The 16,308-nt window shown below is 69.4% G+C and carries 18 protein-coding genes and 1 pseudogene; 16 read left to right on the top strand and 3 right to left on the bottom strand.

Going from position 1 to position 16,308, the window contains the following annotated elements; translation table 11 throughout:
- Positions 1-2 precede the first annotated feature (2 nt).
- From ruvB to IPG05_01950, 16 genes and pseudogenes are all read left to right on the top strand, one after another.
- Positions 3-1,043, top strand: coding sequence for a Holliday junction branch migration DNA helicase RuvB (gene ruvB / locus IPG05_02025; protein ID MBK6493877.1), 1,041 nt, complete (start codon positions 3-5; stop codon positions 1,041-1,043).
- A complete protein-coding gene (gene queA, locus IPG05_02020) occupies positions 1,036-2,184 on the top strand; it encodes a tRNA preQ1(34) S-adenosylmethionine ribosyltransferase-isomerase QueA (GenBank protein MBK6493876.1) in 1,149 nt (382 codons plus the stop codon). The genes ruvB and queA overlap by 8 nt, the downstream gene beginning before the upstream one ends.
- Entirely contained in the window at positions 2,181-2,708 is a 528-nt protein-coding gene (locus IPG05_02015; GenBank protein MBK6493875.1) for a DinB family protein, read from the top strand. The genes queA and IPG05_02015 overlap by 4 nt, the downstream gene beginning before the upstream one ends.
- Positions 2,709-3,845 carry a tRNA guanosine(34) transglycosylase Tgt gene (tgt, locus tag IPG05_02010; protein ID MBK6493874.1) on the top strand — a complete coding sequence of 379 codons (1,137 nt, stop codon included), beginning with the start codon at positions 2,709-2,711 and terminating at the stop codon, positions 3,843-3,845.
- On the top strand, positions 3,842-4,126 hold the full coding sequence (gene yajC, locus IPG05_02005; protein ID MBK6493873.1) for a preprotein translocase subunit YajC: 285 nt from the start codon (positions 3,842-3,844) through the stop codon (positions 4,124-4,126). Before tgt ends, yajC begins: the two co-directional genes overlap by 4 nt.
- Complete coding sequence (gene def, locus IPG05_02000) at positions 4,126-4,662, top strand: peptide deformylase (GenBank protein ID MBK6493872.1); 537 nt, start codon at positions 4,126-4,128, stop codon at positions 4,660-4,662. Before yajC ends, def begins: the two co-directional genes overlap by 1 nt.
- Positions 4,662-5,609 carry a methionyl-tRNA formyltransferase gene (locus tag IPG05_01995; protein ID MBK6493871.1) on the top strand — a complete coding sequence of 316 codons (948 nt, stop codon included), beginning with the start codon at positions 4,662-4,664 and terminating at the stop codon, positions 5,607-5,609. The genes def and IPG05_01995 overlap by 1 nt, the downstream gene beginning before the upstream one ends.
- Before the next feature lie 23 nt (positions 5,610-5,632).
- Complete coding sequence (locus tag IPG05_01990) at positions 5,633-6,274, top strand: thiamine phosphate synthase (protein MBK6493870.1); 642 nt, start codon at positions 5,633-5,635, stop codon at positions 6,272-6,274.
- Positions 6,265-7,230 (top strand): annotated as a pseudogene (gene thiS, locus IPG05_01985) (sulfur carrier protein ThiS). Before IPG05_01990 ends, thiS begins: the two are co-directional and overlap by 10 nt.
- A 62-nt stretch (positions 7,231-7,292) precedes the next feature.
- Entirely contained in the window at positions 7,293-8,531 is a 1,239-nt protein-coding gene (locus tag IPG05_01980) for a hypothetical protein (protein MBK6493869.1), read from the top strand.
- A complete protein-coding gene (locus IPG05_01975) occupies positions 8,528-9,250 on the top strand; it encodes a PASTA domain-containing protein (GenBank protein ID MBK6493868.1) in 723 nt (240 codons plus the stop codon). Before IPG05_01980 ends, IPG05_01975 begins: the two co-directional genes overlap by 4 nt.
- The gene (gene rpe / locus IPG05_01970; protein MBK6493867.1) at positions 9,247-9,921 is read left to right on the top strand and encodes a ribulose-phosphate 3-epimerase; all 675 of its coding nucleotides are present in this window, start codon (positions 9,247-9,249) and stop codon (positions 9,919-9,921) included. The genes IPG05_01975 and rpe overlap by 4 nt, the downstream gene beginning before the upstream one ends.
- A complete protein-coding gene (locus IPG05_01965; GenBank protein MBK6493866.1) occupies positions 9,918-10,460 on the top strand; it encodes a TlpA family protein disulfide reductase in 543 nt (180 codons plus the stop codon). Before rpe ends, IPG05_01965 begins: the two co-directional genes overlap by 4 nt.
- On the top strand, positions 10,457-11,005 hold the full coding sequence (locus IPG05_01960) for a TlpA family protein disulfide reductase (protein ID MBK6493865.1): 549 nt from the start codon (positions 10,457-10,459) through the stop codon (positions 11,003-11,005). Before IPG05_01965 ends, IPG05_01960 begins: the two co-directional genes overlap by 4 nt.
- 1 nt (position 11,006) lies before the next feature.
- Complete coding sequence (gene tsaD, locus IPG05_01955) at positions 11,007-12,050, top strand: tRNA (adenosine(37)-N6)-threonylcarbamoyltransferase complex transferase subunit TsaD (GenBank protein ID MBK6493864.1); 1,044 nt, start codon at positions 11,007-11,009, stop codon at positions 12,048-12,050.
- Positions 12,047-12,904 (top strand): prolipoprotein diacylglyceryl transferase, encoded by an 858-nt coding sequence (locus IPG05_01950; protein ID MBK6493863.1) that lies wholly within the window; start codon positions 12,047-12,049, stop codon positions 12,902-12,904. The genes tsaD and IPG05_01950 overlap by 4 nt, the downstream gene beginning before the upstream one ends.
- Positions 12,905-13,157: 253 nt before the next feature.
- Here IPG05_01950 and IPG05_01945 read toward each other — a convergent pair whose 3' ends face one another.
- The 3 genes from IPG05_01945 to IPG05_01935 all read right to left on the bottom strand — a co-directional run bounded on the left by IPG05_01945 (position 13,158) and on the right by IPG05_01935 (position 16,257).
- The gene (locus IPG05_01945) at positions 13,158-15,245 is read right to left on the bottom strand and encodes an FTR1 family protein (protein MBK6493862.1); all 2,088 of its coding nucleotides are present in this window, start codon (positions 15,243-15,245) and stop codon (positions 13,158-13,160) included.
- Positions 15,246-15,343: 98 nt separating this feature from the next.
- Positions 15,344-15,724 (bottom strand): holo-ACP synthase, encoded by a 381-nt coding sequence (gene acpS, locus IPG05_01940; protein MBK6493861.1) that lies wholly within the window; start codon positions 15,722-15,724, stop codon positions 15,344-15,346.
- Complete coding sequence (locus IPG05_01935) at positions 15,715-16,257, bottom strand: hypothetical protein (GenBank protein ID MBK6493860.1); 543 nt, start codon at positions 16,255-16,257, stop codon at positions 15,715-15,717. Before IPG05_01935 ends, acpS begins: the two co-directional genes overlap by 10 nt.
- Positions 16,258-16,308 lie beyond the last annotated feature (51 nt).

The raw sequence follows: 16,308 nt of genomic DNA, 5'->3' as shown, positions 1-16,308 counted from the left end.
CGATGAGCGATCGCCTGGAGGTCACCACGCCCGCCGCACTCCCCGAGGAGGGGAGCGCCGAGCAGGCCCTGCGACCGTCGCGGCTCGACGAGTTCGTCGGGCAGCCGCAGGTGCGGACCTCGTTGCAGATCGCCATCGACGCGGCGCGCAAGCGCGGCGAGGCACTCGACCACGTCCTCTTCTTCGGCCCGCCGGGGCTCGGCAAGACCACCCTCGCGATGCTGATGGCGCGCGAGATGGGCGTGCAGTGCCGCACGACCTCCGGACCGGTGCTGGAGAAGCCGGGCGATCTCGTCGGCCTGCTGACGGGGCTCGGCCCCGGCGACATCCTCTTCATCGACGAGATCCACCGACTGCGTCCGCAGCTCGAGGAGTTTCTCTATCCGGCGATGGAGGACTTTCATGTCGACGTCCGCCTGAGCGATGGGCCGCACGGCCAGACACTGCCGATGAGCATCGAGAAGTTCACGTTGGTCGGCGCGACGACCCGCTTCGGTCTGCTCACGCCACCGATGCGCGCGCGCTTCGGCCTGGTCGAACGGTTGCACTTCTATGCCGTCGAAGACCTCACCACGATCGTGGCGCGCTCGGCCACCGTGCTCGGCGTGACGATGGACGCCACCGGCGCCGCCGAAATTGCGCGTCGTTCCCGTGGCACCCCGCGCGTGGCGAATCGCCTGCTCCGGCGCGTGCGCGACTACGCCGAAGTCCGCGCCGACGGGCGCATCACGGCGGAGATCGCGGCGGAAGCGCTCGCCCGGTTGAACGTCGACCAGTTCGGCCTCGACGACATGGACGCGCGCATCCTCGCCGCCATCATCGAGAAGTTCGGCGGCGGCCCGGTCGGGCTCGCGACCATCGCCGCCTCCGTTGGTGAAGACACCGCCACGGTGGAAGAGGTGTACGAGCCATACCTGCTGCAACAGGGCTTCCTCGAACGCACGCCACGGGGTCGCGTCGCCACCGCGCACGCCTACCGTCGCCTCGGCCTCACGCCCCCGACCCGACCGGGCGACGCTCAGCCCTCGCTGCTCGATGGCTGAGCAGGGCTGGACCACCGCCGACTTCGCCTTCGACCTTCCCGACGCGCAGATCGCCCAGCACCCGAGCGCCGAGCGGGGGGCGTCGCGGTTGTTGGTGGTGGATCGCGGGGCGGGCGTCGACGCGATACCGGGCGACGCGACACGAACCGCCGATTGGGTTGGGGCGACGCATGCGTCGCCCCTACAAAATCCCCGCCCCGACGCGCCCGCGGGTATCCGCGATTCCCGGTTTTCCGATCTCCTCGCGCTGATCCCCGCCGGCGACCTGCTGGTGCGGAACTCCACGAAGGTCCGCCACGCGCGCTTCCTCGGGACGCGCCCCTCGGGCCAAGGCGTCGCCGAGGTGTTGCTGATCCATCCCGCGCCGGACGACAGCTGGATCGCGATGGGAAAGCCCGGCAGCGCCATGCGGCCGGGAAAGCAGATCCGCCTCGGCGACGACGCCGCGATTGAAACCCTGGAAGAAACGCCCGACGCCTTTCGACGCGTGCGCTTCATCGGCTTGCGCGCCGAGGAGGCGATCGCGAAGTACGGCCGCCTCCCCTTGCCGCCCTACATCAGTCGCGACCCCACCGCCGACGACGAGGATCGGTACCAGACGGTGTACGCGGCCAAGGAAGGGAGCGTCGCGGCGCCGACGGCCGGCCTCCACTTCACGCCGTCGCTGTTGGCCGCACTCCACGCCAAGGGCGTCCTGACCACTGACCTGGATCTCGAGGTCGGCCCCGGGACGTTCAAGCCGGTCGAGGCCGAGGTCATCAGCGCGCACACCATGCACAGCGAGCATTTCGAGATTCCGGTCGCGACCGCCGAGGCAATTGCGTCGTGTCGCGCACGCGGGAACAAGGTGTGGGCCGTCGGGACCACCGTGGTGCGTGCCCTCGAGAGTGCGGCGCAGGACGATGGCACCGTGAGCGCCGGTGCCGCCGACACTGCCATCATGATCACGCCGGGCTTCACCTTTCGGGTGGTGGATCGGCTGATCACCAATTTCCATCTCCCGCGCTCGACGCTGCTGATGCTCGTGGCGGCGTTCGCGGGCTACCCCACTACCATGACCGCCTATCGGCACGCGGTGGCCACCGGCTATCGCTTCTACAGCTACGGCGACGCGATGTGCGTCGTGGGAGATTCCCGATGACGACCCCGATCATTCCCTCAGCAGCCTCCCAGGCCTACGTGGCCGAGACGGTGGCGCTCCTCGGCGACCGCGACCCGATCGAGATCCTCGCCGAAACGCCCTCGTGGTTGCTTGAGCGCCTCGGCTCGCTCGATATCGAGGTGCTCCGTGCCCCGGAAGGTCCGGGGCAGTGGTCGTTGACGCAGGTGCTCGCGCACCTCGCCGACACCGAGATCGCGATGGGATGGCGCGCGCGCCTCCTGCTCACACAGGACGCCGCGCCGCTGCACGGCTTCGACGAGGCGGCGTGGATGGTGCGATTCGATGGCGCCAACACCGACCCGATGGAGGCGATGCTCGCGTTCGGCACGCTTCGGTCGTGGAACCTCCCCGTGTGGGAGCGCGTGACCTCGGAGGATCTGGCACGGGTGGGGCAGCACAGCGAACGCGGGCCGCAGAGCTTCGACACGCTGCGACGGTTGGCGGCCGGACATGACCTGCGGCACCGCCGACAGGTCGAGCGCATCCTCGCCGGGCTGGGCTGAGTGTTCGAATTTCGGTTGGATGGCACGGCAGGCGCCGCGCGCGCCGGCACCCTGGCGCTACCGCATGGCGTGGTGCAGACGCCCTGCTTCATGCCGGTCGGGACCCACGGTGCCGTGCGTGGGCTGCACCCTGAGGAGGTGGCGGCCGCGGGTGCACAGATCATCCTGGGGAACACCTATCACCTGCACCTTCGACCAGGTGAGGATGTCGTCGCCGGCTTGGGTGGGCTGCATCGCTTCTCGACCTGGTCGAAGCCGATGCTCACCGACTCGGGCGGCTTCCAGGTCTTCTCGCTCAGCGCCATGCGGAAGCTCGACGAGCAGGGCGTGGAGTTCGTCTCCCACATCGACGGCTCCAAGCGCTTCATCTCGCCCGAGAAGTCAATGGAGATCCAGTGGGCGCTCGGCGCCGACGTGATCATGGCCTTCGATCATCTCCTCCCGGGACAGTCGAGTGCCGACGATGCCCACGACGCCATGCAGCGCACGCTGCGATGGCTCGACCGCTGTCGCCATCGGCACGGCGAGCTGACCGCCGACGATCCGACCCGACAGACCCTCTGGCCGATCGTCCAGGGCGGCACCCACGCCGAGCTCCGGCACGAGTCGCTCATGGGAATCCTCGAGCGCGGGCCGTGGACCGGGGTCGCCATCGGCGGCCTCTCCGTGGGCGAGCCGAAGCCCGCGATGCACCGGGTGCTCGAGGGGTTGAACCCCCATCTGCCGGTGGATCGCCCCCGTTATCTTATGGGGGTCGGTTTTCCCGACGACCTGATCGAGGGGATCGCCCGCGGGGTGGACCTCTTCGATTGCGTGGCCGCCACGCGGAACGGACGCCACGGGTCGGCGTGGACCGCGGACGGCAAGGTCAGCGTGCGAGGCGCGACGCTGCGGCTCGATCCCGGACCGCTCGATGCGGAGTGCGACTGCGCGGCGTGTACCCGCTTTTCGCGGGCGTACCTGCGGCACCTCTTCGTCGCCGAGGAACAACTCGGGCAGCGGCTGGTGTCGATACACAACATCCGATTCCTGATCCGCCTTGCCGAGACGGCACGCGCCCGGATCCTGGACGGCACCTTTGATTCCTGGGCCGCCGCATGGCGGTCGCGGTACTTCGCGAAAGGCGAGACGTCATGACCGGTGGCATCAACATGCTCCTGCTCCAGTTCGCGCTGATCGGACTGGTCTTCTACTTCCTGATCCTCCGTCCGCAGAGCCAGGCGCGGAAGCAGGCGGCCGCCATGCTCGCACAGATCAAGAAGGGCGACGAGGTCACCACGGCGGGCGGCATCGTCGGCAAGGTCAAGGACGTCAAGGACACGCTCCTGACCATCGAGAGCGGCACCTCGACGCTGGTGATCGAGCGCGCCCGCGTGATCCGCGTCGGCAACCAGACCGCCCCGGGCACGGTGGCGTAATGGCGGTTCTCGACATCCACCTGCTCGGCTCTCCGGTCCTGCGCGAACGCGCGGTCGAGATTGCCGTCGTGGATGATGCCCTGCGCGCCTTCATCGACGACATGTTCGAGACGATGAACATCGCCTGCGGCGTGGGCCTCGCGGCCAACCAGGTCGGCAGCACCCAGCGCGTGGCGATCATCGATGCGGAAGGACAGACCTTTGCGATGATCAATCCGCGGATCGTGAGTGCCACCGGCAAGGAGAGCAAGGAAGAAGGCTGCCTCTCGATCCCCGAGGTGTACGCCGAGGTCGTTCGGCCGGACAGCGTGATCCTCGAAGCCCTCAACGAGAAGGGCGAGCCGTTCCGGCTCGAGGCGACGGGTCTGGTGGCCCGCGCCATTCAACATGAGATCGACCACCTCGACGGGATCCTGTTCATCGACCATCTCTCGCCGCTCAAGCGGCAGATGCTCGTGAAGCGCTGGAAGAAGGAGAATGGGGGCGAGCTCACCCGCACCCCGCGCCCGGAAGAGGAGTCGGAAAAGGCGGGTTGATGCGGATCATCTTCTTCGGGACGCCGCAGTTCGCCGTCCCGAGCCTCGATGCGCTGATGGCCGCCGGCCACGATGTGGTGGCGGTCGTGACCCAACCCGATCGGTACCGCGATGTTGGCCCCGATCGCCAACCTGGCCCGCCGATCCGTCCCCCCATCAAGACCCGCGCCCTCACGGCCGGCATCCCCGTCCTGCAGCCCGAGCGCCCGCGCGGCGACGAGTTCCTCGCGCAGCTGCGCGACCTGAAGGCGGACATCGGCGTGGTGGTCGCCTATGGCCACCTCCTGCGCCCCGACCTGCTGGCACTGCTCCCCCTCGGCTTCGTCAACGTGCATGCCTCGCTGCTGCCGCGCTGGCGCGGTGCGGCCCCGATCCACTGGGCGGTCCTGAGCGGCGACCCCGAGACGGGGGTCGCGATCATGCGGATGGAGCAAGGGCTCGACACCGGCGCGGTCTGGTTGCAGCGCCGCACACCGATCCTTCCCACCGACACGACCGGCATCCTCTTCGAGCGCCTCGCCGATCTCGGCGCGAAGGCCCTCGTGGAGGCGTTGCCGCCGATCGCGGCCGGCGAGACCCCAACGCCGCAAGCTGCCGACGGCGTGACCCACGCGCCGAAGATTGACCGCGCCACCGCGCGGCTCCGCTGGGATGCGAACGCCGTCGCGGTCTCGCATCAGATTCGCGCCATGGATCCGGCGCCCGGTGCCTGGACCACCTTCCACGGCGCCGACGTGAAGCTCTTCGGCGGCACTCCGTTGCCTGCGCCGCCCTCGACGGCACCCGAAACGCCCGGCACCCTGCACTTCCTTCCGGAAGGGCCAGCCGTCGTCTGCGGCGAGGGGTGGCTCCTCCTCGGCGACGTGCAGGCCGCCGGGCGCCGACGAATGACCGCCACCGCGTGGGCGACCGGCCTCCAGACGAGAGAGGGCGCGCACTTCCAGTGAGGCCGCTCCCGCGCCTCCTCGCCATGGCCGACGCGCGCATCGCGGCTCGGGACGACCTGGGCATCCGGGCTGCCGCCATCGCGGCCGTCGGGCCGACGGTCGCCCTCGTCGCGAGACTGCCCGGCGGGTCGGGCGAGGCGCTGACCGCGCTGGCCGTCCGATTCGTCGCTCTCGCCCTCCCCCCGATGGCCAGCGTCCTCGTCACGGGGCGCGCGGACATTGCCCGCGCGAGCGGCGCACACGGCGTGATCGCCCGCGCGAGCGATCTCCCCCTGGCCGACCTGCGCCGGATCACCGGTGGACCGGACTACCTTCATCTGCGGTCGGTGCATTCCCTCGCCGAGGCCGAAGCCGCCGTCGCCGAAGAGGCTGACGCACTGATCGTCGGGACCATCTGGGAAAGCGCGTCGCATCCCGGGCGACCGGGCGTCGGCCTCGGCCTGATCGAGGCCACCGCACGGCTCGGATGTCCGGTTTACGCGATCGGCGGCGTCACCAGCGCACGCGCGCGCGAGGCGCGAGACGCCGGCGCCTGGGGCGTCGCCGCGATCGGGGCGGTGTGGGATGCGGACGATAGCTATGAGGCGGCGTTGAGCGCCACTGGTCACCGGCCACCGGTCACCGATCACCGTGCAACACGGATGCCGGAGCACGCATGGAGCTAGTCATCAACGGCGACCGCCGCGACATCGTGAAGTCCCGCACGGTCGAGGAACTCCTCGCCGAGCTGGGGCTTGACCAGCGCGCGGTGGTCGTCGAACACAATCGCGTCATCATCCGCCGTCCCGCGCTCGCGAGCACGCCGCTCGCGGACGGGGATGTGGTGGAGATCGTTCATTTCGTCGGAGGTGGTTGAATGCTGGAGATTGCCGGCGTCACCTTTCGGTCCCGTCTCATGGTGGGCACCGGGAAGTACCGCACCAATCAGGAGATGATTGACGCCATCACCGCGTCGGGGGCCGAGGTGGTCACCGTCGCCGTGCGTCGCGTGAATCTCGATCGCAATGCCGAGGAGGGGATCCTGCATCACCTCTCCCCCGAACGCTTCTTCCTGTTGTCGAACACGGCAGGCTGCTACAGCGCCGACGAGGCCATCCGGTACGCGCGCCTCGGACGCGAGGCCGGGTTCAATGACTTCGTGAAGCTCGAAGTGATCGGCGATCAGGCCACGCTGTTGCCCGATACCGCCGGGCTGCTCGAGGCCACCAAGGTGCTCGCGAAGGAAGGCTTCAAGGTTCTCGCCTACACCAACGACGACCTGATCACCGCGTTGCGCCTCGAAGAAGCCGGCGCCGTCGCCGTGATGCCGCTCGCCTCGCCGATCGGCTCGGGGCTCGGCCTGCTCAATCCCTACTTCATTCGCACCATCAAGTCGCGGCTCTCGGTGCCGATCATCGTTGACGCCGGCGTCGGCACGGCCTCCGATGCCTGCCTGGTGATGGAACAGGGCGTCGATGGCATCCTCATGAACACCGCCCTCGCCGAGGCCACCGATCCGGTCGGCATGTCGCACGCAATGCGGCTGGCGGTCGACGCCGGCCGTGCGGCGTATCTCTCGGGCCGGATGCCCCGCCGTGAAGTCGCCATTCCATCGTCGCCGACGACCGGGATGCTCGACTGACCGACCGCGGCCTCGCTCCTCGTCGCGCTGCACTCGGCATCCTCGCCGCGGTGCGGCGCGGCGTGCCATTCGACACCGCCCTCACGCGCGGCCTCGGCACCCTGCCCGAAGTCGATCGCCGACTCGCCCACGAGCTCGCCGCCGGGGTGCTCCGGCAGGCCGCCTCCCTCGACGCGCTGCTCGCGACCTTCATCAAGCGCGGCCTCAACTCGGTCGACGGCCCCAGCCTCGAGGTGCTGCGACTCGGCGCCTATCAACTGCGCCACCTCGACCGCGTCCCGCCGCACGCGGCGGTCGCGACCTCGGTGGACCTCGCGGGGGAAGTCGCCGGCGAGCGACTCCGCGGCTTCGTCAACGCGATTCTCCGGAAGGTCGCCGCCGTGGGGCGCGAGGTCACCGCCGACCCGATTCGCGATGACGTCGGCCGGCTCTCCGAGGCGTGGTCGCATCCGGCGTGGTTGGTGGCCCGGTGGATTGCCCGCTTCGGGGTGGACGACACCGAGGGGCTCCTCGAGTGGAACAACAGCCATCCGCCGCTGGTGGTCCAGGCCGCCCGCGTGACGCAGGGCGACCTGGCGCGGCTCTTTGCCGACGCCGGAATCGCCTCCTTCCCCGCGCCGTTCGAAGCCGGCCTGGTGGTGGACGAGACGCGGCCAACCCAGCTGCCGGGCTATGACGCGGGCGATTTCTTCGTCCAGGACCCGGCTCAGGCACTGGTGGTCCGCTTCTGCGCCTTCGGCGAGGGGGCGGCGATCTTCGACGCCTGTGCGGCCCCCGGCGGCAAGACCCTCGGGCTCACGCGGCACGCGGCGCGGGTGATCGCCGCCGATCTCGGGCGCCGTCGGGTCCCGCGCCTGCGGGAAAACCTCCTCCGCGCCGGGCTTGGCCACGAATACGTGATCATGGCAGACGCCCTCCATCCGCCGATCCGACCGGTCATGGCCTACCTGCTGGACGCGCCCTGTTTGGGGACCGGGACCTTTGCCCGGCACCCCGACGCCCGGCTCCGGGTCCGCGAGGGCGCCCTGGAACGCCTGGCCGCCGAACAGCGGCAGCTGCTTGATGCCGCCGCCGATCGGGTGGCCGTTGGCGGGGTGCTAGCTTACGCTACGTGCTCGCTCGAGCCTGAGGAGGACGAGCTGCAGATTGACGCCTTCCTGGGGCGGCACCCGGAGTTCCGGCGGCAGCCACCACCGGGATTTGCGGCCGACCTGCTCACCCCGGCTGGTGACCTGCTGCTCCTGCCACAGCGCCACGGCATGGACGGCGCCTTCGCCGCGAGGATGGTGCGCACGGCATGAACGACGGCTGGCGACGACGCCCCACGTTCGGCCTCGGCCTGATCCTCTTCGTGGCCGCGGTGGCGGGATATTGGTCGACCTGCGTGTTGTACCCTGCGCGTCTGGTGCCGGAGCGGGAGGAAGTCCCCGCGCTGCGCGGCCTCGAGCTCGCCGAGGCGATGGCCAGACTCACGGCGCAATCGCTGCGCGGCCGAGTGGTGGATACCGTGGCTGATGGTGAGGCGCCGAACGGCAGCGTCGCGTGGCAGTCGCCGGCGCCGGGCACCATCCTGCCGCAAGGAGCGCTGGTTCGATTGGCACTGAGCGGTGGCGCGCCGCCGATCGCGATTCCCGACCTGGAAGGGTATGACCTCGCCCTCGCGACCGCCGTGCTGCGCGCAGCGGGATTGACACCCGGCGCGCTGGACACGGTGCCGAGCAGCGCCGAGGTGGGCACCGTCGTCGGCACCACCCCGGGGAGCGGCGTCGCCGCACGACTCGGCCAGTCGGTGACGCTGAGCGTGAGCCGCGGAGCCCCGATCATCGCCGTGCCGAATGTCGTGGGGCTGACGCTGGATGGTGCACGCGATCGGCTCGCCGCTGTCGGCTTGACGGTTGGCACCCTGACGCAGCGGTTCGAGGGAGCGCCGGGCACGGTGGTCGCACAGACACCAGCCGTTGGTACACTAGTCACCAAAGGACAGCCGATCGCGCTGTCCGTGAGTGGAGCGATGGAGTGAACATTCAAATTGCCCCGAGTGTGCTGAGCTGCGACCTGGGTCGCCTGCGCGAGCAGATCGCCGAGGCCGAGGTGGGCGGCGCAGCCTGGTTGCACGTCGACGTGATGGACGGCCACTTCGTCCCGAACCTGACCTTCGGCGCGCCGATGATCCGCGCCCTGCGCAAGCTCAGCACCCTGCCGATCGACGTGCACCTCATGGTCGAGAAGCCGGAACAGTACCTCGCCGAGTACGCCGAGCTGGGCGCCGCGGTCTTCGCCTTCCATCCGGAGTCGACGATCCACGTGCAGCGTCACCTGGCCGCGGCACGCGAGCGCGGCATGAAGGCGGGGCTGGTGCTCAACCCGTCGACCTCCGTGTCGTGCCTCGAGGAAGTCATCGACGACCTCGACCTCGTGCTGATCATGTCGGTGAACCCCGGCTTCGGCGGGCAGGGCTACCTGCCGGCGTCCACAGGGAAGATCCGCCGCGTGCGGGAACTGCTCGATCGCCATGGCCGCCAGGACGTGATCCTCGAGGTGGATGGCGGCATCACGACCAAGACGATCCGCGCGGCCGTCCAGGCGGGCGCCGACACCTTCGTGGCCGGCACGGCCGTCTTCGGGCAACCCGACATTGCGGGGGCCGTGCGGGCACTGCACCGAGCCGCCGACGGCACGGAGGGGTCATGAATCGGCAATGGTTCGTGGTGATCGGCGTGGTGGCCGCCATCGGCATCGGCACCACGCTCATGGTGCGCAACGCACCGCCCCGCATCGAGGTGGGCGCGACCGCGCCGGACTTCACGGTGACGAACCTGGCGACCAACACGCCGGTGTCGCTCCACGCCGAGTACCGCGGGAAGGTCACGCTGGTGAACATCTGGGCCACCTGGTGCGGCCCGTGTCGCGAGGAGATCCCCGCGCTCGACTCGCTCTACCGGGCGCTGCAGCCGAGGGGGCTCCGGATCGCGGCGGTGTCGGTGGACAAGGGCGCCGCAGCCGATGTCATGAAGTTCATGGATGAGTTCCATGTGACGTTCGACATTCTGCAGGATCCCGAAGGCACCATCCAGGAGTTGTACCAGTCGCCGAAGGTGCCGCAGAGCTACCTGATCGCGCGCGACGGCCGCTTCGTGCGCATCGTGTACGGTTCGCACCCGTGGGCCTCGCCGGGCAACCGGAAGATCATCGAGCAGCTCCTCAGCGAGCCGACGAGCGGCTCGGAGTGAGCCGATCGCCGTCCTCCACCTGGGCCGCGGTGCTGCTGGTCGCCGGCGGCCTCGGACTCGGCGCGTGGGCCCTGACGCGCTATGCCACACCACCCGAAGGTGCCCACGTTGGGGACCGCGCGCCCGACTTCCGTGTCGAGCGCGTCACGCAGGGCGATTCCATCGGCCTCCGCACGGCGTACGCCGGCAAGGTCGTGCTGGTGAATCTCTGGGCCACATGGTGCGGCCCCTGCCGCAAGGAGATGCCGTCGATGCAGGCGGCGTATAGCACCTATGCGGCCCGTGGATTTCGGGTGGCCGCGGTCTCCCTCGACGAGGGCGATGCTGCACCGCTCCGGACCTTCGCCACCGAGCTCGGTCTCACTTTTGATCTGCTGCAAGACCGTAGCAATCGGAGTCAGGAGATCTTCCAGGCCATCGGGCTGCCGCACAGCGTCCTCATCGGCCGTGACGGCCGGGTCAAGTGGGTGGCGCTCGGCGCGGAGGAGTGGATGTCCGCGGAGAATCGCGCGCGGATCGAGGCCCTCCTCGACGAGGGGGAGTAGGTTGCGCGTCCTGGCCCTGGAGACCTCGTGTGACGAAACCTCCGCCGCCGTCGTGCAGCGTGAAGGCGGAGTGACCACGCTGGCCGGGCTGGCGATCCTCTCGCAGGATGTCCACCGCATCTTCGGCGGCGTGGTGCCGGAGCTCGCGTCGCGCGCGCACCTTTCGATGCTCGGCCCGGTGGTGGAGCAGGCGCTTGCCGAGGCGGGGATCACGCTGCAGGAGATCGACGGGATCGCCGTCACGTCAGGGCCGGGACTCCTCGGCGCGCTGCTCGTCGGCGTCACGTGGGCCAAGACGGTGGCCTGGCATGAACAGCTGCCACTCGTCGGCGTGCATCACCTCGAGGGCCATCTCTTTGCGCCGACGCTTGAGGACCCGATGGCCGCACCGCCCTTCACGGCGCTCCTCGTCAGTGGCGGGCACACCCTGCTGCTCGATGTGCCCGCCTGGGGCGAGTATCACCAGATCGGCGAGACGCGCGACGATGCGGCCGGCGAGGCGTTCGACAAGGTGGGCGCCCTTCTCGGGCTGGACTACCCGGCGGGCGCCGCGATCGAGAAGCTCGCCGCCACGGGCGATCCGACGCGCTTCCGCTTCCCACGCCCGCTCCTCAAGGGCGTCGCCCACGCCGATCGCTTTGCCTTTTCCTTCAGCGGCCTCAAGACGGCCGTGCTGCGCGCAGTGCAGCAGAGCCCCGACCTCGAGGCCGATCGCGCGCACATCGCGCGCGGCTTCCAGGACGCCGCCATCGAGGTGATGGTGAGCAAGACGGTCGCGGCCGCCAAGGAATTCGGGCGCGAGCTGATCGTGCTCGGTGGGGGCGTGGCCTGCAATCGCACGCTGGCCGACGCCCTGCGCCGCGCGACCGAAGGCATCGCCCATGTGTCGGTGGCCTCGCCCCGGCTCAACACCGACAACGCCGCGATGATCGGAGCGGCCGGTGCGTGGCGCCTGGTCGCCGGCGAACGGCACCTCTACGACCTTGAGGCACGCGACACCTTCCCCCTCCCGGGACTCATCCCCCCGGCCGGAACCACACCATGACCAACGCCTATCCGCTCAAGTTTTCTGTCGGTCCGCTCTTCGGCCGAGGGCCGTTCGAGATCACCGGCTTCGGCCTGTTGATGATGCTTGCCTTCCTGACCGCGGCGTGGATCGCCGACCAGGAGGGGCGGCGACTCGGATTCAAGCCGGACTACGCCGGCGACATCGTCATGGGCGCCGTGATCGGCGGGATCATCGGCGCGAAGCTCTGGTACGTGGCACTGTTCGGGGCGGACGCCCTCCTCTCGCGTGGCGGGCTCGTGTGGTATGGCGGCTTCGTCGGCGGCACCCTGGGCGTGATCTTCATGGGATGGTGGCGCAAGGTGCCGATCCGCTGGACGATGCACCTCGTCGCGCCCGCCTTGGCGGCGGGCTATGCCGTCGGCCGCGTCGGCTGCTACGTCGTGGGCGATGACTACGGCCGCCCCACGACGCTGCCGTGGGCGGTCGCCTTCCCGGACGGAGAGCCCGCCACGCGCGCCTCGACCCTCGCAGCGCAGTTCGGCGTGACGCTCCCGGCAGGCACCGCGCCGGACGCGATCCTCGCCGTCCACCCCACCCAGCTCTACGAAGTGACGTTGATGTTGATCGCCTTCGCGGTGCTCTGGCGGTGGCGGTTGTCGCCGCGCGGGACCGGGTGGCTCTTCGGGGCGTATCTCGTCTTCGCGGGCGTCGAGCGCTTCATCGTCGAAATTCTTCGCGCGAAGGATGATCGCATCTTCGGTGTCTTCACCCTCGCGCAGTTGACGTCGATCGTGCTGATCATCAGTGGTGGCGCACTCATCGCGATGTTGAGCAAAAAGGGGACAATTTCACCCGGAATTTGGTTGGAAAAGGGATCTCAAAACACGTGATTCCCGCACTATTGACAGCTTTCCCGAAGATGCGTAACGTGTGTCCACGATGGCGTTGCTGGTGACGTCACAACGAGAAAGTCCTAGGGCGAAGAAGGGTGAAGCGAACACATCTGTTCGTCTTCGTAAACTCAGGGGGCGCTCTAGGACCTCCCAAACAGAATCGCCCGGCCGAGTTGGCCGGGCGATTTTGTTTGGACGTCATAGGTGATAGGTCGTAGATCAATGCGACCTACGACCTACGACTTACGACCTACGACTTTTCAACGGCCGCATCGACCACCGTCTGCTTCAACCGCTCCACCTCGCCGCGAATCGCCGCCAGGTCCCCTTCCATCCGCTCCAGCGACCGCAGCACGGCCTTCTCGACACCGGGCCCATCCGCCACCGAGCCGCGCATCGGATCGGGCTGCGGCTCGGGCGGTGCCTCGGCGGCCGCAGCGTAGCGCCTGGCATCGCGCGGGCGCTGTACCAGGAACACCCAGCCGAGCGCGACGACGGCGAGCAGTGCCAGCGCGCCCTGCGCCAGCATCGATTCCACCGTCGGGTAGATCCCAAGCGCCGGCAACCGCGGCCAGCCGATCAGCATGGTGGTCGGGAGCGTGTCGCCGGCCTGCAACTCGGCAACGGCCTTGCCGGCAAAGACGAACGCGGTGTAGTAGAGGAACGCCGACGTCACCGCGAAGAAGGGCTTCAGCGGGAGCCGCACGCCGTACCGATTGATCGCGACGTACACGATCGCCAGCACGACGCTGCCGACACCGATGCCCAGCACCACCGGCGCGAACGAGCCGGTCCCGCCGGAGAGGAAGAGCGCCTTGTAGAAGAGCACCGTCTCGAAGCCTTCACGATAGACCGCCAGGAACGCCGCCGAGGCGAGCGCGAAGACGGAACCGCCCGAGACGGCCTCCTGCATCTTGTCCTTGACGAAGGCGTTCCACTTCTGCAGTTCCATCTTCGACAACAGCCAGTAGCTCACGTAGAAGAGCACACCGACCGCCGCGACCATCGTGAAGCCTTCCATCGTCTCCTGGTTGCTCGGCGAAAGTGCGAACACCGTCTCGAGGAGCACGGCCGTGAGCAGCGAGAGGGCCACCGCGGCGCCGACGCCGATGTGAATGTCGCGGCGACGATGCCCCGCCCCGACGCGTGTCAGGAAGGCCATCAGCGCCCCGATGATCAGGATCGCCTCGAGCCCTTCGCGCAGCATGATCATCAACGACTGCACAAAGAGGTTGGTCGGCGAGACCTGGTCGCTCACGGTGCGTTCCGCCTGCTCCAGCTCGGCGGCGAGACTGCGTGCGAGACCATCGAGTTCCGCCACGGTGGCCCCGCCGCCGGCGCGGGCGCGCAACGTGGCGAACGACGTCTCGAGCCGGGTGGCGAGTGCGGGCTCGCGAGTGCGAACCGCCCGCTCGACCTTCTCGAAGGCGAGGTAGGCATCGAACGCCGCGGCCACGGCCTCGGTGTGACGACCCTGACCTGCGAGGGTGGTGGACTCCGACACCTTGCCCCGCACCGTCGCGAAGACGCCGGCGATCACCGCCGTCTCGTCGTCGGTCGTCTGGAAGGTCCGGACGGCCGCGAGTTCCCCGCGTGTGGCGCCAGCGCCGAGCGCCGCGAGAATCTCGCTGTCGGTCAGCTTCGCAACGGCGGCGAACGTCTGCATCCGTTCCGGCACGACGCCGCTCGGCGCGGCCTGGCGGAGCGTCGACGCGTAGGCGGCCAGCGCCCAGCGATCCTCGAGCGGGAGGCGGCTCTCGAAGGCCGGCATCGCCGTGCCGTTGACGCCCATCGTGATGCGCTGGTAGTAGCTCAGTGGTGTGGCGGCCATCAGGCCCGCGGGGTCCGCCAGACTCGGCGGCGGCGGCTTGAGCGCCCGGCCCGCGGCCCCGTCGCCCTTGCCCAACTCGCCGTGGCACGCCGTACACTCGCGCTGAAACAACTCGCGGCCTCGCGCCAACGACGGTGTCCGTTCCGGCATCTCGACCAGCACCACCTGCAGGCTGCTGGCAAGCGCGTCGGTCAGCTGCCGGACGGCAAGGTCGACGGAGTCCGGTGCGCCGGTCCGCTCGACGAAGCCCAGGGCCCGCTCGAGGCCAGCGACGGTCGGTCCGGCGGCGATGGCGGGGAGCAGCTTCGCGGAGCGGATCGCTTCGTTCAGGAAGAGCCGAGCCTCCTCGACCTCTGCCGCCGCCACGATCTTCCCGCCCACAACCCCGATCCGGTACTCCTGGGCCGCCAACTGGGCCGACGCGGCCACACGCCGGGCGACGACCGCAGAGTCGGTGGCCGGAGCCGTCGGAGAAGCCAACAGGAGGACCGCATAGATGAGATTCATTCTCAAACGCTTTGAAGGAGACGCAAGAAAGTAGAGTGCGGCAGTCGGAATGGGAAGGGACAACCATCGATGATCGATGATCGATCATCGACGATCGATCATCCCTCGAGGATCGCGACCGCCGCCGCGACGTCGCGGCTATGACTGAGGGAGAGGTGCACGGTGACCTGATGCGGGGCGATCAGGTCCGCGGCGCGGCCGGTCAGCACGGCCTCGGGCCGTCCGTCGGGAAGGCGGCGCACGCCGATTTCGCGCCAGCCCACCGCGCGGGCGCCGGGGAGGACCTGGAGCGCCTTGTAGACCGCCTCCTTGGCCGCCAGACGGGCGGCGAAGGCGGGGGCGGGGTCACCGAGGCTGTCGAGGTAGCGACGCTCCTCAGCGGTCAACGTGCGCGCCAGAATGCGTTCGCCGTGCCGCGCGAGCAGCGCCCGGGCCCGGGGCAATTCGACGACGTCGAGGCCCAGCCCGATCACGGCCATGGCAGACTCCAGAAGGCGGCATGGACTGGCCTGAACCATTCCGGGGGGGTGAGCTGGCCGCCCAACCAGGCAGAGACGACGGTCAACACGACCGCGAGCCCGCCGACCGATGCCACCACCCGGGCGAGCGGGCGACGCCATGCCGCGACCACGGCAGCCCGCTGGCGCCAGCTGCGGAGCTCACTCACGGCGACCGCCACCGCAGCCTCCCAGGCGGCCTCCAGGGCCGCCCCGCGGGCACGACGACTCAGCAGGCCGCTGCCCTCGCCCGCGAGCCGCTCCAGCGGCATGGCGCACGCCAGCAGCCGATTCAGGAGCGCCTCACCACGCTCCGCGTCGGGCAACTGTGCGCGCAGTCGAGCGGCAGGGAGGCGCGCCTCGCGCGCCGCGCCTTCAACCAGTTCCGCCGCCTGGGCCATCACCCGATCGCGGAGGGCCCCGGCCGCCTCGGCGAAGGCCGCTTCCCACGCCGCATGGTCGAGGCGCTCGGCCGCGGCCACGCTCACCAGCCGATCGAGCAGAGCCAACCGCACGCCGTCGAAAGGGGCCGCCGCGGCGGGAAGTGCCAGTCGACCGAGGTCCGC

Source organism: Gemmatimonadota bacterium (assembly GCA_016704275.1).
In the GTDB taxonomy this organism is placed as follows: domain Bacteria; phylum Gemmatimonadota; class Gemmatimonadetes; order Gemmatimonadales; family GWC2-71-9; genus Palsa-1233.
Note: the sequence above shows the minus strand (reverse complement) of the source record. Positions and strands in the feature narration are given on the sequence as shown.